This is a genomic window from Edaphobacter sp. 12200R-103, assembly GCF_010093025.1.
Lineage (GTDB): Bacteria > Acidobacteriota > Terriglobia > Terriglobales > Acidobacteriaceae > Edaphobacter.
Map to the genome: position 1 here is coordinate 380,430 of NZ_CP048114.1, position 16,420 is coordinate 396,849.

Sequence of the window (16,420 nt, forward strand, 5' to 3'; positions counted from 1 at the left end):
ACTCTCACTATCTCCGACAACAAGAGCAGTACCACGGCAGCGTCTGCAAGTGTACTTCCCGGCGGATGGGTGGGTTTGTGCCTTGTTGTCCTCGTCTCTGCACTCTTACTCAGACAGAATCGTCTCTCGTGGAGCGCCTTTGCCACGCTCGTTGTCATGCATGCGGTGACACTGCTTTCGGGATGTGCAGGACGAGTGGTGAGCCCCTCTGCAGCTGCTAATGCGGCCATAAAAAACTACACCGTTACCGTTACTGCTTCGAGCGACATGCCAGGATCGGCCCCTGCTCCCCTCACGATCACAGTACACCGAGAGTAGAGATCGTTATGAACTTCCGTCCTTCTTTGAATCTGCCCCCTATGACTATGACTCGTCTGTTCTGCTCGCTTGTGCTGGCTGCCCCAGTGTTTTCCGCTCAGGCGTTGATGGGAGCCCCCATTGCTCGGCAGAGCGCTGATACCCAGTTGCTCCCACTCACGTTTGAGGAGAACCGTGGGCAAGCGCCCGACGGTGTCCGTTTCCTCTCCCACAGCTCCGACGGGGAGTTCCTGTTTACCTCACGCAAGGTGGTGCTTCCGTGTTCGGCCAAGGGTTCTCCCATCTCTTTGCTTCTGGGGAACGATGCGTCTTCTTTGCGCGCCGAAGAACCAACGAATGGCGTCGCCAACTACTACGCAGGTAACGACCGCACGCACTGGTTGCAAGGCATTCCGCTTGACCGGCAGATTCGTTATGAGCAGGCTGCCCCTGGCATAGATCTCGTTTTTCATGGAAGAGACGGTCATCTGGAATACGATCTTCAGGTAGCTCCTGGTGCAGATGTAGAGGCGATGCGTCTCAGTTTGAGCGGTGGAGCGTCGTTTCATCTCGAAGCTGACGGCTCAGCGACCGTGCAACTGGCAAACACAAACTCGACCTGCCAGGGATTGCATTTTCTCGCACCCATCGCAACGCAGCAGATCGATGGAAAGACTGCCACGGTGGAGAGTCACTTCACGCTCGATGCTGATGGTCGCCTCGGTTTCACTGCGTCTCATTACGATCGCAGCCGTTCTCTCCTCATCGACCCTGTCGTGAGTTACACAAAGATCATCGGCGCCAGTAACGGTGTGGAAGTCTCCGCGTTACAGGTGGATGCCAGTGGATCCGTCTTTCTAACCGGTCAGACCTACGCCTCAGACTATCCGGTTGCTGGTGGAGGACAAGGAAGTACCGGGCAGGGTGGTAGTGAGCAGATCTACGTTACAAAACTCGATCCCACTGGGACACAGATCCTGTACTCCACATATATACCCTCACCTGGCTTCAACACTGCTGAGGGGATTGCTCTGGATGCTTCGGGTAATGCCTACGTCACTGGCATTACGGGCAGCTCCAGTTTTCCTACGACTTCGGCGAATCTGGGTACATGCACAAATAGTTTTTGCAACACCGGCTTCGTCGCCAAATTCGACGGTACCGGAGCGATGGTCTATTCCACTCTGATCGGTACAGGGCAGCAGCTTCCACGCGGTATTACTGTCGATACCGACGGCAATGCTTATATCGCAGGCAACAGCAGCGACAATGGCTTGAAGACAGTCAATGCGTTTCAACCGTCGTATACCGGCATGGTTTGTACAACATGCGGCGGAGTTTTTTTTGCCAAGCTGAACCCTACTGGAACGGACTGGGTTTTTTCGAGCTACTTTTTTAGTCCTGGCCAGATTGGGGCATCCGCGATGGCAACTTCCATCACCCGCGACACCCAGGGCAACATCTACTTCGGAGGCAACGGCACCTCCGTTCCTCTCAAAGGCTCTTTCCAGGATGGCACCGGAGGCTCCTTCGTCGCGGAGTTTGCACCAGATGGCAAGACGCTGCTGTTCAGTACGCTTCTGGGTGGTGATACCTTCGTCGCCGATACACTCGGGCAGATTCAGGTAGGGGCCGATGGAACGATTTATCTGGCTGGATCGCAGATCGCGCCTGACTTTCCCTATACCGTCGAGGCCTACCGCCACCCCATCTACTCCATTGGGTACGCTCAGTCTAAACAGTACCTCTTTGCCAGCGCCATCAATCCGTCCCATACGGGCTATACCTGGTCGACCTATCTGGGCGAAGGCTTCGTCAATACAACAGCGATGGATACGAAGGGCAACTTCTATATCGCGGGCAGCTTTGGGCTAAATTCGTTGCCCTTCAAAGATGCGGTTGCCGCTGACAGTCCCGGCGCTGGAGCCTTCATTTTGGGGCTTACGCCAAAGGGTGATCTGGTAAGCTCCACCGGCTTCGGCGGACGGGTGATCTCACAAGTCCCAAATGGCATGGCGATCGATCCGTCAGGTAACATTTACATCGCCGGTACGGCAAATTCTTTGTCGATCAATAATGGCTTTCCTTACGGCTTCTACGACCCCATCAACGTTGGCACAGGCACCGCATATACCGACCAGGCGAGATCTGGTAGCTATTCGAGCTTCATAGCGAAGATCGCGCCGACAAATCAGCCGCAGATCAGCCTCACCTATAGCGGGCCAATGCTCGAGCTCCGCAATGCAGGCAGCGCAGACCTGCATATCGTCAGCATTGTGCCGGGTAACAGCATCACTTCGATCATCAATGCCTGCGGTACTACTGTGGCAGCAGCAAGCTCCTGCTTTCTGACCCCACTTAGTACAACGCGAGGTGGAACCCTTACGATCAATAGTGATGCCCAGCCCTCTTCCCAGACCTTCACGCCCACTGGCCTTGCAAGCTCTCTTGGCGCAGTGGTGTACGTCGATAGCAGCCAATTGAACATCCCTCCTACGCAGAACGGAACAACCAGCGTGGCAAAGCCACTCTATATCTGGAACCTGGGCAACGCCGGGGTCGCTATCAGCTCCATCCTCACCTTCGGGTGGACCTCGCAGACGAACGACTGTCCCGCCATACTCGCGCCTGGCACGTTCTGCACAGCGAGCGTTACCGTGAAACCCGTTTCGGCGGGCGCGCCCAGTGGCTCGTACGATATCGGGGTGGTCTACGGCAGTGGGAGCCGTGTCGATGTCTATCCTAACTTCACGCCAAATCCAGTGGATGGGCCCCTGTTGTTTTCTGCCGACAGGAGCCTGCAATATGGTAATGTCCAGCTCGGGACAACGTCGCTGATTCGTACCGTAACGATCACCAATAGCGGAACCGCACCTGTCACTGTAGACGTGCCGTCCTTCTCCGGCGATGGAGCCAGTAGCTTTACGGTTGCAGCAAACACCTGCGCAGGCATCGCTCTTGCGTCTCAGGCGAGCTGTGTGATCGGTGTCAGTTTTGAGCCTCTGCAGGCTGGGCGTCTTGCGGTGCCGATGCTTTTGTCTGGCGGTGGTTCGTCCACGACAATCTACGTTATCGGTACAGGCATCAGCACGCCCAGTCTCTCAATCAATCCAGGTTCCTTCGACTTTGGCAACGTCGTGCCTGGCACCACAGCGACCCAAACCGTGCAGATTAAAAACACGAACGCCACGGAGATCGCTCTCACTAGCATTACCGCAGGCGCTGCAGACGGTGGCTTACAGCCCGATTACAGCCAAACGAATGACTGCGGCGCTACGCTTGCGTCCAATGCGAGCTGCTCCATCACGGTTACATTTGGGCCGTCGGTTCTGGGAATGCGTAAAGGAGCCGTCACGCTTATGATCGATGGCGGCGCCCTGACATCGAAAGTATTGCTGACAGGCACCGGAGTTCCTGCATTTCTTGCAGCTCCTAACTCGTTGTCCTTCTCTTCTACTCCTGTCGGCAGTAAGGTGTCTCAGAGCATATCTCTGGTCAATCAGTCCAGCATGTCGCTCGCACCTGTACTGACAACTACGGCTCCGTTCTCGATCGATTCAACGACTTGTAACGGTCCGCTCGCCGCTGGAACAAGTTGCTTAATTTTCGTTGGCTTCCAGCCAGACTCTAATGGTCCTCAGGCTGCGGTGCTCACCGTTGCTTCCGGGGAGGTAAATCCTATCACGGTACCACTCTCAGGAACCGGGACTGTCTCCGCAATCACGCTTTCGCCGACATCCCTGACTTTCGAAGGGGCAAACATTGGCACTTCCGCAGCAGCTCAGACGATAGCTCTCACGAACTCTGGCGCCGCTCCCCTTACGGCGCTCACTTTTGGGATCTCCGGTGTCAATCCCGAGGACTTTAAGCTGACGACAACGTGCGGCATCTCCCTCGCTTCCCAGCAGAGCTGTCTCCTCAATGTCGTCTTCACGCCCTCGAGCGCCGGTGCTGAAAGTGCCACGCTTTTCATTTCCAGCAATGCTGCCACCGGTCCGGCAACAGTCGCATTGGTTGGGACCGGGAACAGCTCTGGTCTCGCTCTGTCTACCTCCTCCCCCAGCGCCACAATCTCCGGCGGTTCCTCCGCTCCCTACACACTAGTGCAACAACCGCGACCAGGCGCAACGGGAACTATCACTTTCACGTGTGCAGATCTGCCGCTATACGCGGCGTGCAGCTTTTCTCCCGCGAGTCTGTCGATTGCTAATGGAGGCAGTACAACGCTTACCGTCACAACTTCCCAAACGCAGACGGCTGCGCGCCGCCAACCGATAAATATTGAGGCCGCAGGTTGTCTCGCGAGCTTATTTTTGTTGCCGGTTGTGCGAAGACGCTCTTGGTTGACTCTACTATCCTGCCTCCTGCTGTTCGCATTCGTGGGTATAGGAGGATGCGCCTCATCCTCAAAGCCATCTTCCCTATCCTCAACCAATCTCACGCCGAAAGGAACATACACTTTCCACGTGATTGCAAGTGCGGGCACTCAGATGCAGACGATTCCTTTGACGCTGACAGTACAGTAAGCGCGAACCGATGATCTTCAGCTGAAATGGTAACAGTCATCTCCGGAAGATCGAGATGCTCCTCGGTGTGAAGACATCCTCCCTGGACATGCCATAAACAACCACCAGTATTGACCAAGAACTAGGAAATGAAGTCTCGCCGGCTACCATTTGGAGTGAAAGTCTGCAGGTACGCCGAACAGGAAGTTCCATTGAACCAGCGGCTTCAAAGGCACCACTTCGAAGCTGTTGGAACAGCATTAAGAAATCTAAAGGCAACTCCTCGCGCAAGTGGACGAAGCTACCGTGCGAGCTATGCGGTGAGCAGTGATGGGCGCTTATGGCATACCAGGGGAGAAAATCCGCCGACTCTTGCGGTCGTGGGGGTTCGCCCCCCTCCCGGCACCATAAGCCGTCCTGTAACTCTCTGGAAGCAATATAGTCGTTGGGGTCAGCGGAGCTATCGGGCGGCGTAGGGAATTGATAGCGAGGTACAAATTTGGGTACAGCGCCAGTCCCATCTAACATCAGTTATTTGCCAATGCGCAGGCTCCGCCCCTAGCGCCGCACAAGGTCGCGACTTCATTATGAAGAGCGAGATCTTTACCGTTGCATGGCCGGAAGCACGCAGAGTTCTCCTGCTTCTCGCAACTAGGCGATCAATGGATGCTGAGACAGCATGGCGGTCTACGGAAGTGCGTCTCCTCGCGTTTGTGTGACTGAAGTGCGGCATCTCGATAACAAATGGTTGGCTTGATAGTTAGGCGCTCCACCAAATTGCAGCATAGCGCCTATAGAAATCGATGGCCGTAAAAGTGATCTCAACAGCCACAATGTCGGAGTAGGGCAAGAATATTGGGGGCTGATCAGTCATCGCTCGCTCGCAATATAGAAAGGCATGAGATGACGGACGAAACGCTATTCCCCTCTTTACTACCAGGGCAGGTTCCAGCTCGATCGAGGAAGATTCTTGAGCAAGCACGGCGATATTTCGGCTTCGTTCCCAATCTCTTAGCCTAGTTGGCCCATTCACCGTCAGCCTTAAGCGTATATTTCAACGCAAATATCGGCTTTGAATTTGGAACGCTGACCCCCGCGGAAAGACAGATCGTGCTTCTAACCGCCAGCAAGGAAAATGACTGCGCTTATTGCAGCACGTCCCATAGCGCACTGGCGCGATTCTTCTCGAACGTTCCTAGTGAGGCACTGCTAGCAATCGAGTCCGGAAATAAACCCAGCGATCCAAAGTTGGATGCTCTAGTCTCTTTGACCCGTCAATTGGTCTCGTTGCGTGGAGTTGTCCCAAGAGAAACAATTCAGCTCTTCCTCGATTCCGGTTATAGGAAAGAACAACCTTTGGAGGTGTTAATTGGGATCGGGATTAAGACTATAAGCAATTACTTCGATCACCTGTCTGCCCTTGAAATCGACGATGAGTTTTTGAGCATAATCTCTAAATCAGCTTAGGCGCCGTTCGCAGGTGGACTGCTTTAACCGCGGATTAGCGTGACGAGTGTAGGTCGTTATGATCACTTTTTGGCGAATGTACGATCTGATGCAGCGCCCTCAGCAAGCCAACATGGGACGGGAGTATAGGTTAATGGACAGAGAGATTGAGGCGATTATCGCAGAAGAAGCTGGCTTAGGCGGCAAGAAGAGTATGGCAGAAGAAACGATCGAATTCGTCGAGGAGGACCGGGAGAGCGATGCGTATACTGACTCCGATGAACGAGAAGAGCAGATTGAACTGATGAACGATACGATCGACACTTTGGTCGACGAGAGTCAGGATGTGTCAACGGAAGGCATCGACAATGGTGGATGGGATTATAACTAGATCTTGGCGCGCACGATGATCCGGATTTATGTGCACCAGAACCGTGGGACCGTAAACACGCAATTCTCATAGAGAAATCACTTATCCATAGAAAGACCTTGGGCTTTGCGATAAGCTCGAAATCCGCACCGACAGTTCGGCAGGGAACAGGTCGGCAGCAGACGCGTAGCCAGGAAACGCGTTACCAAGGGAATGCATTTCCGACCGGAAAAGTGTGGCCTTAAGAAGGCCCTGCGTACACTTTACGAGAGGCGATCCGGAGATCATCTCCCGAGAGGATTTCAACGGGGGGGGGTACAATTCATCCTAGCTACTTACAGTGGTCCAAATCCTGTGATATCCATAGTTCCCTGTGGTTGAGAAAAAGTGGCCCAGGGAGATGCCTCTTGGAATCGAGACTCTCGACAGCGGTCTTCACGAAGCTGCTATTCTTAGCTGAGTTCCGCCGCTGGATATGCCCTGATATGTCTAATGCGTCCTTCGGTAAATGAAGACCATCGACGTTGCAACGGACACAAGGCAATTCCTGCTCGCGGGCTTTTGGATAGTGGGATTGTGTGCAACCGTTTTCACGGAATCTACGTTGTAGTGATCAGAACGAATCGCTTGGAAGACTTTAACCATGAATGGAAGTCTCGAACGAGAGCGAGATGAGAGCGGGTTGATAGGCAAAATATGCCAAGGGCAAACGGAGCTGTTTCAAACGCTTATTAAGCCATATGAACGCACTGTCTTTGCCGTCGCCTACTCTGTCATGAACAATGGTGCGGATGCTGAAGACGTCGCACAAGAGGCATTCCTGAATGCATTAAGAGGGCTGAAGAGTTTTCGCGCAGAAGCTAAATTCAGCACCTGGCTAATCCAGATCGCGTTCAATGAGGCGCGCATGCGATTGCGCCGCAGCCGCATCCGGGCGCACCAATCGCTGGAGGAGATTGTGGGGAACGAAGAAAGCGATTATGTGCCCAGAGATTTTGCGGATTGGCGGGAAATTCCGAGCGAAGCGTTGGCGCGCAAGGAGTTGAGGCAAATCATCGAGAAAACCCTTCAATCTCTTCGACCGATTTATAGGCAAGTTCTTATTCTCCGTGATGTACGAGGTCTCAGTACTGCCGAAACGTCACAGGTTTTAAACATTACGGAGGACGTCGTGAAAACGCGCCTTAGACGCGCAAGATTACAAATGCGTGAGGCGCTAGCCCCAGGTTACGACGGCAGTTGGACATCTGAATCGAAGGTGTATAAAAGTGTGAGACCGTGGTGAACTGAGGCGAGTGGCGAATACCTATGAGAGAGACGGTCATAGAAATCAGTTGTGTCGAAGTTTGGCGAGAGATCTCCAACTATATCGACGGGGATATCGAGCCGGAACTCAGAGCGCGCTTGGAGCTTCACTTCAAGAAATGCAAGGACTGCAGAGCAGTACTCCACGGAACTGGCAATGCTGTGCGCCTGTTAACTGATGGTGACTGGTATCCACTCCCCGAAGGATTCAGTGAACGGCTCTTTTTGCGGCTTTCGTCGGAATATCTCAGAGAGAAGTTTTAACGTTTCTAGAGCGCGCCAGGCTCAGCCTTCAGCTTAAATAACAGCTCCTCGACAAGTTCTGGCTCTTGGTCGGCGTTATCCATAACAAAAACGATATGCCATGCGAGGTTTGAATCGCGATTCCAGATCTCTGAGTATCGCGTGCGCCTCACCTCCGGAGGTCCACCCGCCTTGGGACGAATTGTCAGCTCGTGCCAGCCATACTCGACGGCAAGATTTTCGGCGATTGCGATATCCACGATGATTGGGGTCAGATCGACCTCATAGTCGCGGAAGAGCCCTTCCAACTTGGCCCGCAGTATAGTTTTTGCATCGACCCCAAAAAAGGTTGGTAGCCCTGCGGTCATGTCGGTAAAACCGTCGGCAAAAACAGAAAGAATCTGTTCTACATCAGCGCTGTTGTAGCCTTCGCGCAGCGCGGTCTTGGCGGCATTGATGGCGTAGCGATCGTCCAATGAGCTTCCTCCTGGACCCATTGAAGACGCGCTTCCTGGCTTCGTCAAGTCTTCGGTTTACGAGCATGGTAGACGGAGCCTCGCCGGTGCATGCCGTCAGGTTTGAAACAAAAATCAGTGAGCGTTGTCACCCCTGACACCTTCTATGACTCTCATACTGCTGTAGGGCTTCTTTTAGAGAAAGCCAATCTTGATGGTGAGCGCGGTTCTCCGCGCGCGACGATTTGGCTGAGAGGCACGTATGAATTTAAAGAATGCACAATTCATCGGCAACGGGTCAGAGATTGTCCGTCTGTTTGCACGGATCATGTGCGGTACCGTTTGCATGGGCAGCTACAGTCGTGGAGACACTCTTGGGGATATTGCTCCGGAATTTCTGATCACGAACACAATGACTTCGATAACGTGAACGCTCCATGTAATAGGCACAGCGAAATTCAGGGCCAGATACCATCTCGAAGATGGCCCAGTGTACGGTAGAGCCTTACCTTTTGTTTACTTGAGAGATAGATAGCTTAGTTTGATTGGAGGTGCAATATGCCACCACCTAAACCCGTACGGGTATTGTTGGTCGATGACCATCCGATCTTTCGCGAAGGGCTGAGTATGGTCATTCAATCACAGTCTGATCTGCTGCTCGTAGGCCAGGCGGAGAATGCGGAGGATGCTCTGTCCCAGTTTCGTCGCAGTCGCCCTGACGTGACGATTATGAGTCAGAAACTTCCGGACGTGAGCGGTACAGATGCGCTTATTGCGATCCGGAAAGAAAGCCCTCGAGCGATCGTGATGATGCTGACTACATCCAAAAAAGATATGGATGCGCGCCGTGCGCTCAATGCGGGCGCTGCCGCCTATGTTTTGAAGAACACCCCTAAAGCGGAGATGCTCCGCGTGATCCGGTGGGTCTCTGAGGGGCGTAGACACATCCCTTCCGAAGTAGCGAGCACAATCGCAGAACATCTGGGACAGGAGGAGCTTTCTCCACGGGAGAGCTCGGTCCTGACGCTGATCCGAGATGGTTATCGGAACAAACAGATCGCGGGGCGCTTAGGAATTTGTGAAACAACGGTCAATTTCCATATCAGGAACATCGTTGAAAAGCTTCAGGCAAATGACCGGACTCATGCTGTGACCATCGGCTTTCGACGTGGCCTTTTGGAGCTCGAATAGGAGGGAGAACAACCCTCCTCTAGAAAACTTCAGTCCGCCTGCTGTTCTGAAGATCATCCCATTTCTGCGTTTTGATAATTAGCGGAAGCTGATGTGCAGGTGATCGTGACGGCTGGCGGAGGAGATGCGTCTACTATTCGCGGTTCCGAATGCGCGTGTAGAGCGGTATGCTTCTGTATTGCCAAAGGCCGAATTTTTATTACCAACGGCGGATGCAATGGAGTTCAGCAGCCCCTGAGCTTGGAGTCCCAGTAAATTTCGGGTGGTGTTACGGAGGACAAACCTTCTGTTTCGACTCGAGTAGCCTGGTCCGATGCGGGTATTAATCTACGCACCGGAACACCTACCGCGGAACAGATACGAACCGCTGTTGACGTGATATTAGCTGACCGCAAATATCACGAACGAGCCACGACTGCGAAGATTATCGAGTCCGCGATCGCGGAGAGCAAGAAGGTAGCGGCCAGGTGAAACAATAAGAGGTTCCGCAAAGGATTCCAGGTGTGCCCTTCCATCCATCCCGAACGCCCGTTCAGGCTGCTCCATTTGTCCAAGGTGCATCATAGGCGAGAATGTCGCTTCCTGCAGGTGTTCCCGCATAGGTCTCAAGAAAAGTCGCTTTGCCCCACTGCGGAAAGTGCAGTTTCGTCTCCGAGCCCGCAACGCCGTACCCTAAACTTCAATTGCTCGCCTCTCTGCTTTTTAACTAACGCTGCATCAACGACCCTTCCGTCAAGTTCGCACTCCAACAAGGAACACTCCTCTGTTGTTTTGCATTCCATTTCGTACTAAAGAGGCAACGCGCATAAACTACAAGGTCATCTTTCCCCTGACTGTACTTAGCTGTACGTTTCTTCATTTCCGAAGGCCATCTGTTATGGCTTGTCGGGCCGCGTGGTAGCCGCACATTCCGTGCACTCCTCCGCCTGGCGGAGTCGACGCGCCGCACAAATAGAGGCCAGCCTTCGGAGTTCGATAAAGCGAGCGGGTTGGACGTAGAAGGAGTTGTCGAAAGTCCATTCGACCGCTGAGAATGTCGCCGCCGATGAGATTGGGGTTCCAATTCTGTAAATCTGCAGGCCCCGATACTGCTCGAGCCAAGATGCAGTCTCGAAATTCTGGTGCGAATCGGGAAATCTGATTTTCGATCGTATCGGTGTAATCGACTGTACTTCCGTTAGGAACGTGACAATATGCCCATGCAGTGTGCCGACCCGCTGGCGCACGGCTGGGGTCGAAGAGCGAGGGCTGCCCGACAAGTACAAACGGCCGATTGGAATTCAGTGTCTTCTCGGCCTCCGCAATCTCTTCAAATGAACCTCCAACGTGAACGGTCGCGGCTCGAGAACACTCTGAAGCTCGCCATGGGATCGGAGAGCTAAGAGCGAAGTCAACCTTGAAGGCCGCAGGTCCATAGCGAAATCGGTTCAGTTGTTTTTGGAATGAAGAGGGCAATGCCTCTTTGGCAATTCCGATCAACTGCCGCGGGCTGACATCGGCCAAGACAAGATTGGCGGACGGAATTTCTCGGACCTCGTGATTGCAATGAATCACCCCACCGAGAGTCGTCAGATAAGCTGCCAGCGCATCGGAGAGCGACTGGGCACCGCTTCGAAGAATTGGCCAACCACCTACGTGACCTGCGGCCAGGAAGATCATCCCGACCGCAGCCGAGGCAAAACTATCGAACGGCAGGACGGCGTGAGTGGATACTCCTGCGAAGAGGGCTCGCGCGCGCTTTCCCCGGAAATGGTACTGGACAAATCTTTCAGCTGATAGGATCGCGTGCGTTCCAAAGCGAGCCATCAATAATGGATGGTGAGGCAGGTGTTGAATTGGTTGAAGAATCTCTTCGACAAGATATGTAAAGTTGGAAGCCAGGGGCTCGATGATGGATCGGTAGTTTTCACGGTCGCCGGCATCAAGGTGCTCCAAAGTTGCATCAATCGAATGCTCCAAAAGAACGGCGGTACCATCATCGAGCGGGTGAGCGCAGGAGACATCAGGCTGAATCCAAGGGATATCAATGGGAAGTGAGCTGAAGAAAGGACTCGCTTTACCAAGCGGATAGACGGAAGACCCGAGGTCTTGTCTGTATCCTGGCAGGGTGGTTTCAGCCGTCGCACAAGCACCGCCGATCCCTTTATTCCGTTCGAACACCGTCGTGTGGTAACCGGCCGAGGCCAGCACGATAGACGCCGCTAGTCCGTTTGGCCCAGAACCGATTACCGTGGCTGTCGCCATACTAACCCCGCTGTTCACCGGCGTCGACCAAGCATCCTTCGGCCGGCCTGAGACTCCGTCGCAGGCTCTGTTGAGCAGAGACGAGATGAGCGACAATGTGAGGATACCTCTCTTGATTGAACAATCTCGTCTCGAGATCGTCCAACTTTTGGTAAAAGTCCTCGATGATCAGTTGATGAGTGACTTCGCTTCTGTACGCATCGGGATAGATCTCCAGATTGGATTGTGCTAATGGCACCAACGCTTGATCGTGCCACAGATTACTTTCAATCGACCTATTGAAAACTACAGATTCTTCCCATAAAGCATTGCGATTTTTGGGAATCCGAAAGGGCTACGCAAGTTCTAGAGTGTTCGTTCGGGGAGGGAAATGGATCAACTGCATAGCACCAGATTCAAATTGTGTCGATGGAACGGATCGGGTTCGGCACTTTCGAATGACCAAAGACCGGAGTCCATCATGAGAAATATCAACAGCAAAGAACAAAGTTGTAATCTCAAACGGTGCAACGTGACTACTGTTGTCCTCTTTAGGCCGTTTAGGCGAAGCTCAAGAGGGTTTTAGGCCCGCTTTTGCCTCGGCTACCACAGCGCGTCTAGCACGCAACAAGCGTGTCTTGGCTGCCGGTACTGAGAGCTGTAATCGAAGTGCAATGTCATTCATTGAAGCATCATCGCCGCACCAAACCCGCAGTACTTCCTTCTGAGTGAGTGGTAAGGAATCAATTGCGTGATGAAGAACCTTGTACTCCTGGCTGATCCTCAACATCTCAAAAGGACCTGGGTGAGGATCGGCTAAGTTCGAGACCATCCAATCGTTCATCTCTTGGCCAGCGATAAGAAGCACTTCAGAGCTTCTGATGTACTGACGTCGAATCATGAGTGCCGAATTGATGGCTATCCGGGTAAACCAGGTTGAGAATTTTGCTCTGCCGTCGAAGGTGTATAGCTTAAGATACGAACGAATGAGCGCTTCCTGCAGGGCGTCTTCGGCGTCGGCCTCCGTTCTAAGGATCCTGCGGACTGCTCGGAGAGCAACCGGAGAAGCCTGCTTGATCAGCTCCTGATAAGCGCCCTCATCCCCCGCTTTGGCAAGAGCCAAAAGTCTCGCATCGTTAGTTCGGAGCTTGTCGGGGATCGCATTGTCTGGTGGGGCAGAGTGTTCCAGAGCCATATCGTTTATCTCCTGCTATTCATTTTTGAAACTGGACGCACCGTCGTTATACGGTCAAACAGTTCATTCGATGATCCACGACAATTTCTCGTAAGGCCCTACGAAAACTTATGAACCACCACCTGTACTTTCCTGCAGGGAAAAACATGGAGAGAGAGAGTCGACGTTCGACCTTCATCTCGAGCAGCTGGATGGAGTTCTCGATCCATGCCGAAAGCAAGTTCAATTATGCGTTGGGAGTTTCTAAGCTGACGTCTCTTCGCCGTATCGGGTGTCGATATTCAGATGTCCGGGAAAGACTGAAGTCATAGAGGTTCAGTTACCTGTTGCTATAGCATCGGGCTGCGCAACTGTATGTAATGCGCGAAGAGGCTATGGCTGATTATTCAAATCCGTTCCAGGCAGAATGCATGGATAAAGAAGCGCAGCCACCGGAACAATATGCGAATATCGATCGCATTGCGATAGAGCGGCATAGCCAGAGGCTTACTATAGCGTTCATTGTAAGCGGATTGTTTTTTATGTTGTTGCCTGGAACGTTTCTTGGGGTGTGGAAGCTTGTCGACATTTCCAGAGAACATACGGTAAATAGTCTGAATCCTGCATGGCTCCAGGCTCATGGACAGGCGCAGATCTTTGGGTGGATAGGCTCTTTCATCATAGGAATTGGCTTTTATTCTCTGACCAAGATGCAGGGAACGAAGAAATTTCCTGTTCAAGCGGGTTGGGTGGCGTGGACTCTATGGACGTTGGGAGTTACGTCCCGGTGGGTTGGCGGAACAACTGGCTGGCATTGGAGGGTTTTACTTCCGCTCTCTGCCGTGATGGAACTTATTGCTTTCTGGCTGTTTGGTCGCTCTTTGAGGCAGCGCCGCCCACGCCACAACAGCAAACCCAAGGAGCATTGGCTAAAAGCAGTTATCGCTTCTACATTCGGTTTTTTGGCTGTGCTGGTCATAAATCTCATGATTCTGATCCATCTTGCTCGAACGGGAGATTCTCCAGCGTTGCCTCATGTGCTTGACCAGCAGATGGCATTATTATCGCTGTGGGGGATTGTCGTTCCGACGATATTTGCGTTTAATTCGCGTTGGCTATCACTTTTTGCGGGATTACGCCAGCCGAGTTGGGCTTCGTTTTTTGCAGCATACGCTCTTATTGTCGTGGCTCTTTGGGCGCTCTTTCTACAGTGGCAGTCCATATCTGCTGTCGCATTTTTATTCTCAGCTCTTTTGGTCGTGGAGGCCCTCCACGTTTGGGAACCGGCCGTGCAGCCGGCCAAACTGTTGCATGTCCATCGCTGCTTCCCACTCTTTCTGCGCATGGCTTATATTTGGCTTGTCATCTCCTGCATCCTTCATATGTTGGCGGTGCTTTACGACCATTCAGGGGGTATCTGGGGCGCCAGCCGCCATGCGCTATCCGTTGGCTTTATTGCAGGAATGGTATTTGCGATCGGCCAACGAGTGCTTCCGGCATTTTGCGGGATGCGTGTATTGTGGAGCGCGAGGTTGATGTTCTGGTCATTACTCCTGTTAAATCTGGGATGCGCTCTGCGGGTGATCTTCGAAGCGCTCGCCTATGAGAGTTACTGGGAATTTGCGTGGAGGGTGCTTCCATTCTCTGCGCTTATGGAACTGGCGGCGGTTGCTCTATTCGCTCTGAATCTTGCGGTGACCTTGCTGCTTCCGCCAGCTCATCTTCGTTCTCAACCGTCATCTGTCGTAGTTTTGTGATGCATTCATCGAGAGCTGTCCTGATTCTATGTTTCATTAAGTGCGGGCCTGAAAGCGAAATGCGCGAGATCGGATATGGATGTTGATGTCTTGAAACCCTGCAGCATTAAGCCTCATAGGAAATGTTTCCGGTGGAACAGGAACTTTCGTGTCGAACAGATGAATGGGATCGAAGCGGGACAAAAAAGTCAGATCGCAGCCAATAAAATATCCCCCGGGGCGAAGGACCCTCGCTACTTCATGAAGCAACTTATCTTGAAGTTCTAAAGAGGCCACATGATGAAGCATCATTAGGCAGACAGCACTATCAAAGCTTGCATCGGTTATTTGTATCTCCGTTGCATCCTGGTTCAGGACAGCGACGTTAGTTCCCTCCAGTCGACGACCAAGAGCCGTTGCCAATGGCCGATCGATTTCAATAGCGGTTAGCCTCTTTACGCGAGCTTTCAGCAGGTCCGTTGTCAGTCCAGGCCCTGGACCGATCTCAAGCACATCATCTCCAAGCTCCACCCCATCGAGCACCCATGGAAGGACGTCTCGTTGCAGAGTGCGGCGCCAGAGCCCAGAGCGGCATAAAATCCGGTGCAGATGATTCATCTCCGCAAAATACCGCGACGGGCAGCCATCTCCCGGCCAACCAGATCCTTTTCATTGCGTGACAATACCCCATCAGCGAGCGCAAAGATTTCAGCCTCCTCCATGACAAGATGGCGCTTATAAAGCCTTGTTAGATCGGTCAAAAGCACCTTCATCTGCCGGAGGTCTTCTTTCGAGAGAGATCCATCTGATAACCATCGATGACCAATAATATCGACGTCATCATGATCGCCTTCTGCCTGCCTATGATCCGCCTCAAGCCTTGCGATTTTTTCAAAAGCCCTATGAACCCTGGGGACATCCTTTGCCCGAAGCCGGGGAAATAAAGACTCTTCTTCATCTGCCGTGTGCCTCGGGCCAGCTTCGCGGAAGTACCAGAGGGCCTTCTCCAGGACAATTCGCTGGTCTGGAGTGAGCTGCTTCTCAGCGGCTTCCTCGCAAACGGTAATAAGTATGCTTAAAAATTGTCGTATCCGTTGATGGCAGTCCGTTAACATGCCTAACGGATCACTGAAGTCACTCTCAGGTTTTGCACCTATCTGTGTGAGCATTCGCTTTACTCCGTAACTTTCTTTGCATAATGCTCGGCATTTATTTGTACGTATTTATCCCATTTTTCAGGAAGGTCGCCTTCTGCATAAATCGCAGCCACAGGGCACACCGGAACACATGCGCCACAATCAATACATTCCATAGGATTGATGAAGAGCATCGAGCTAGAGTCGAAATCGCCTTCGTTTCTCTTAGGGTGAATGCAGTCTACTGGGCAAGCGTCAACACAAGCGGTATCCTTCGTCCCAATGCATGGTTCGGCAATAACGTATGCCATGGATGAATCCTTTCTCCTATTCGCTGCC

At 52.7% G+C, this 16,420-nt stretch carries 13 protein-coding genes; 7 read left to right on the forward strand and 6 right to left on the reverse strand.

The annotated features are described in order from the left end of the window. The first annotated feature begins 359 nt into the window (after nucleotides 1-359). The 5 genes from GWR55_RS01700 to GWR55_RS19525 all read left to right on the forward strand — a co-directional run bounded on the left by GWR55_RS01700 (nucleotide 360) and on the right by GWR55_RS19525 (nucleotide 8,187). Entirely contained in the window at nucleotides 360-4,823 is a 4,464-nt protein-coding gene (locus GWR55_RS01700; RefSeq protein ID WP_162400715.1) for a choice-of-anchor D domain-containing protein, read from the forward strand. 999 nt (nucleotides 4,824-5,822) lie between these two features. Continuing rightward, nucleotides 5,823-6,269 (forward strand): carboxymuconolactone decarboxylase family protein, encoded by a 447-nt coding sequence (locus GWR55_RS01705; protein WP_162400716.1) that lies wholly within the window; start codon nucleotides 5,823-5,825, stop codon nucleotides 6,267-6,269. A gap of 76 nt (nucleotides 6,270-6,345) precedes the next feature. Beyond that, nucleotides 6,346-6,639, forward strand: coding sequence for a hypothetical protein (locus GWR55_RS01710; RefSeq protein ID WP_162400416.1), 294 nt, complete (start codon nucleotides 6,346-6,348; stop codon nucleotides 6,637-6,639). A gap of 622 nt (nucleotides 6,640-7,261) precedes the next feature. Continuing rightward, on the forward strand, nucleotides 7,262-7,903 hold the full coding sequence (locus tag GWR55_RS01715) for a sigma-70 family RNA polymerase sigma factor (RefSeq protein WP_162400717.1): 642 nt from the start codon (nucleotides 7,262-7,264) through the stop codon (nucleotides 7,901-7,903). A 23-nt stretch (nucleotides 7,904-7,926) separates the two neighbouring features. Beyond that, entirely contained in the window at nucleotides 7,927-8,187 is a 261-nt protein-coding gene (locus GWR55_RS19525) for an anti-sigma factor (RefSeq protein ID WP_162400718.1), read from the forward strand. 5 nt (nucleotides 8,188-8,192) lie between these two features. Here GWR55_RS19525 and GWR55_RS01725 read toward each other — a convergent pair whose 3' ends face one another. Further along, nucleotides 8,193-8,642, reverse strand: a complete 450-nt coding sequence (locus tag GWR55_RS01725) for a DUF4440 domain-containing protein (RefSeq protein WP_162400719.1) — start codon at nucleotides 8,640-8,642, stop codon at nucleotides 8,193-8,195. A 537-nt stretch (nucleotides 8,643-9,179) separates the two neighbouring features. Here GWR55_RS01725 and GWR55_RS01730 point away from each other — a divergent pair. Beyond that, nucleotides 9,180-9,812 carry a response regulator transcription factor gene (locus tag GWR55_RS01730; protein WP_162400720.1) on the forward strand — a complete coding sequence of 211 codons (633 nt, stop codon included), beginning with the start codon at nucleotides 9,180-9,182 and terminating at the stop codon, nucleotides 9,810-9,812. An 855-nt stretch (nucleotides 9,813-10,667) separates the two neighbouring features. Here GWR55_RS01730 and GWR55_RS01735 read toward each other — a convergent pair. Continuing rightward, on the reverse strand, nucleotides 10,668-12,056 hold the full coding sequence (locus GWR55_RS01735) for an NAD(P)/FAD-dependent oxidoreductase (RefSeq protein WP_162400721.1): 1,389 nt from the start codon (nucleotides 12,054-12,056) through the stop codon (nucleotides 10,668-10,670). A gap of 550 nt (nucleotides 12,057-12,606) precedes the next feature. Then, nucleotides 12,607-13,230 carry an RNA polymerase sigma factor gene (locus GWR55_RS01740; protein ID WP_162400722.1) on the reverse strand — a complete coding sequence of 208 codons (624 nt, stop codon included), beginning with the start codon at nucleotides 13,228-13,230 and terminating at the stop codon, nucleotides 12,607-12,609. Between the two features lie 374 nt (nucleotides 13,231-13,604). Here GWR55_RS01740 and GWR55_RS01745 point away from each other — a divergent pair, with 374 nt between their 5' ends. Then, nucleotides 13,605-14,966, forward strand: a complete 1,362-nt coding sequence (locus tag GWR55_RS01745) for an NnrS family protein (RefSeq protein WP_202925561.1) — start codon at nucleotides 13,605-13,607, stop codon at nucleotides 14,964-14,966. A gap of 36 nt (nucleotides 14,967-15,002) precedes the next feature. Here the strand turns inward: GWR55_RS01745 and GWR55_RS01750 are convergent, their stop codons facing one another. The 3 genes from GWR55_RS01750 to GWR55_RS01760 are packed head-to-tail and all read right to left on the reverse strand — an operon-like array spanning nucleotide 15,003 to nucleotide 16,392. After that, a complete protein-coding gene (locus GWR55_RS01750) occupies nucleotides 15,003-15,563 on the reverse strand; it encodes a class I SAM-dependent methyltransferase (protein ID WP_202925562.1) in 561 nt (186 codons plus the stop codon). Then, nucleotides 15,560-16,114: a hemerythrin domain-containing protein gene (locus GWR55_RS01755; protein ID WP_162400723.1), complete on the reverse strand. Its 555-nt coding sequence runs from the start codon at nucleotides 16,112-16,114 to the stop codon at nucleotides 15,560-15,562. The genes GWR55_RS01750 and GWR55_RS01755 overlap by 4 nt, the downstream gene beginning before the upstream one ends. Nucleotides 16,115-16,119: 5 nt before the next feature. Next, complete coding sequence (locus GWR55_RS01760; protein WP_162400724.1) at nucleotides 16,120-16,392, reverse strand: ferredoxin family protein; 273 nt, start codon at nucleotides 16,390-16,392, stop codon at nucleotides 16,120-16,122. Nucleotides 16,393-16,420: the final 28 nt, after the last annotated feature.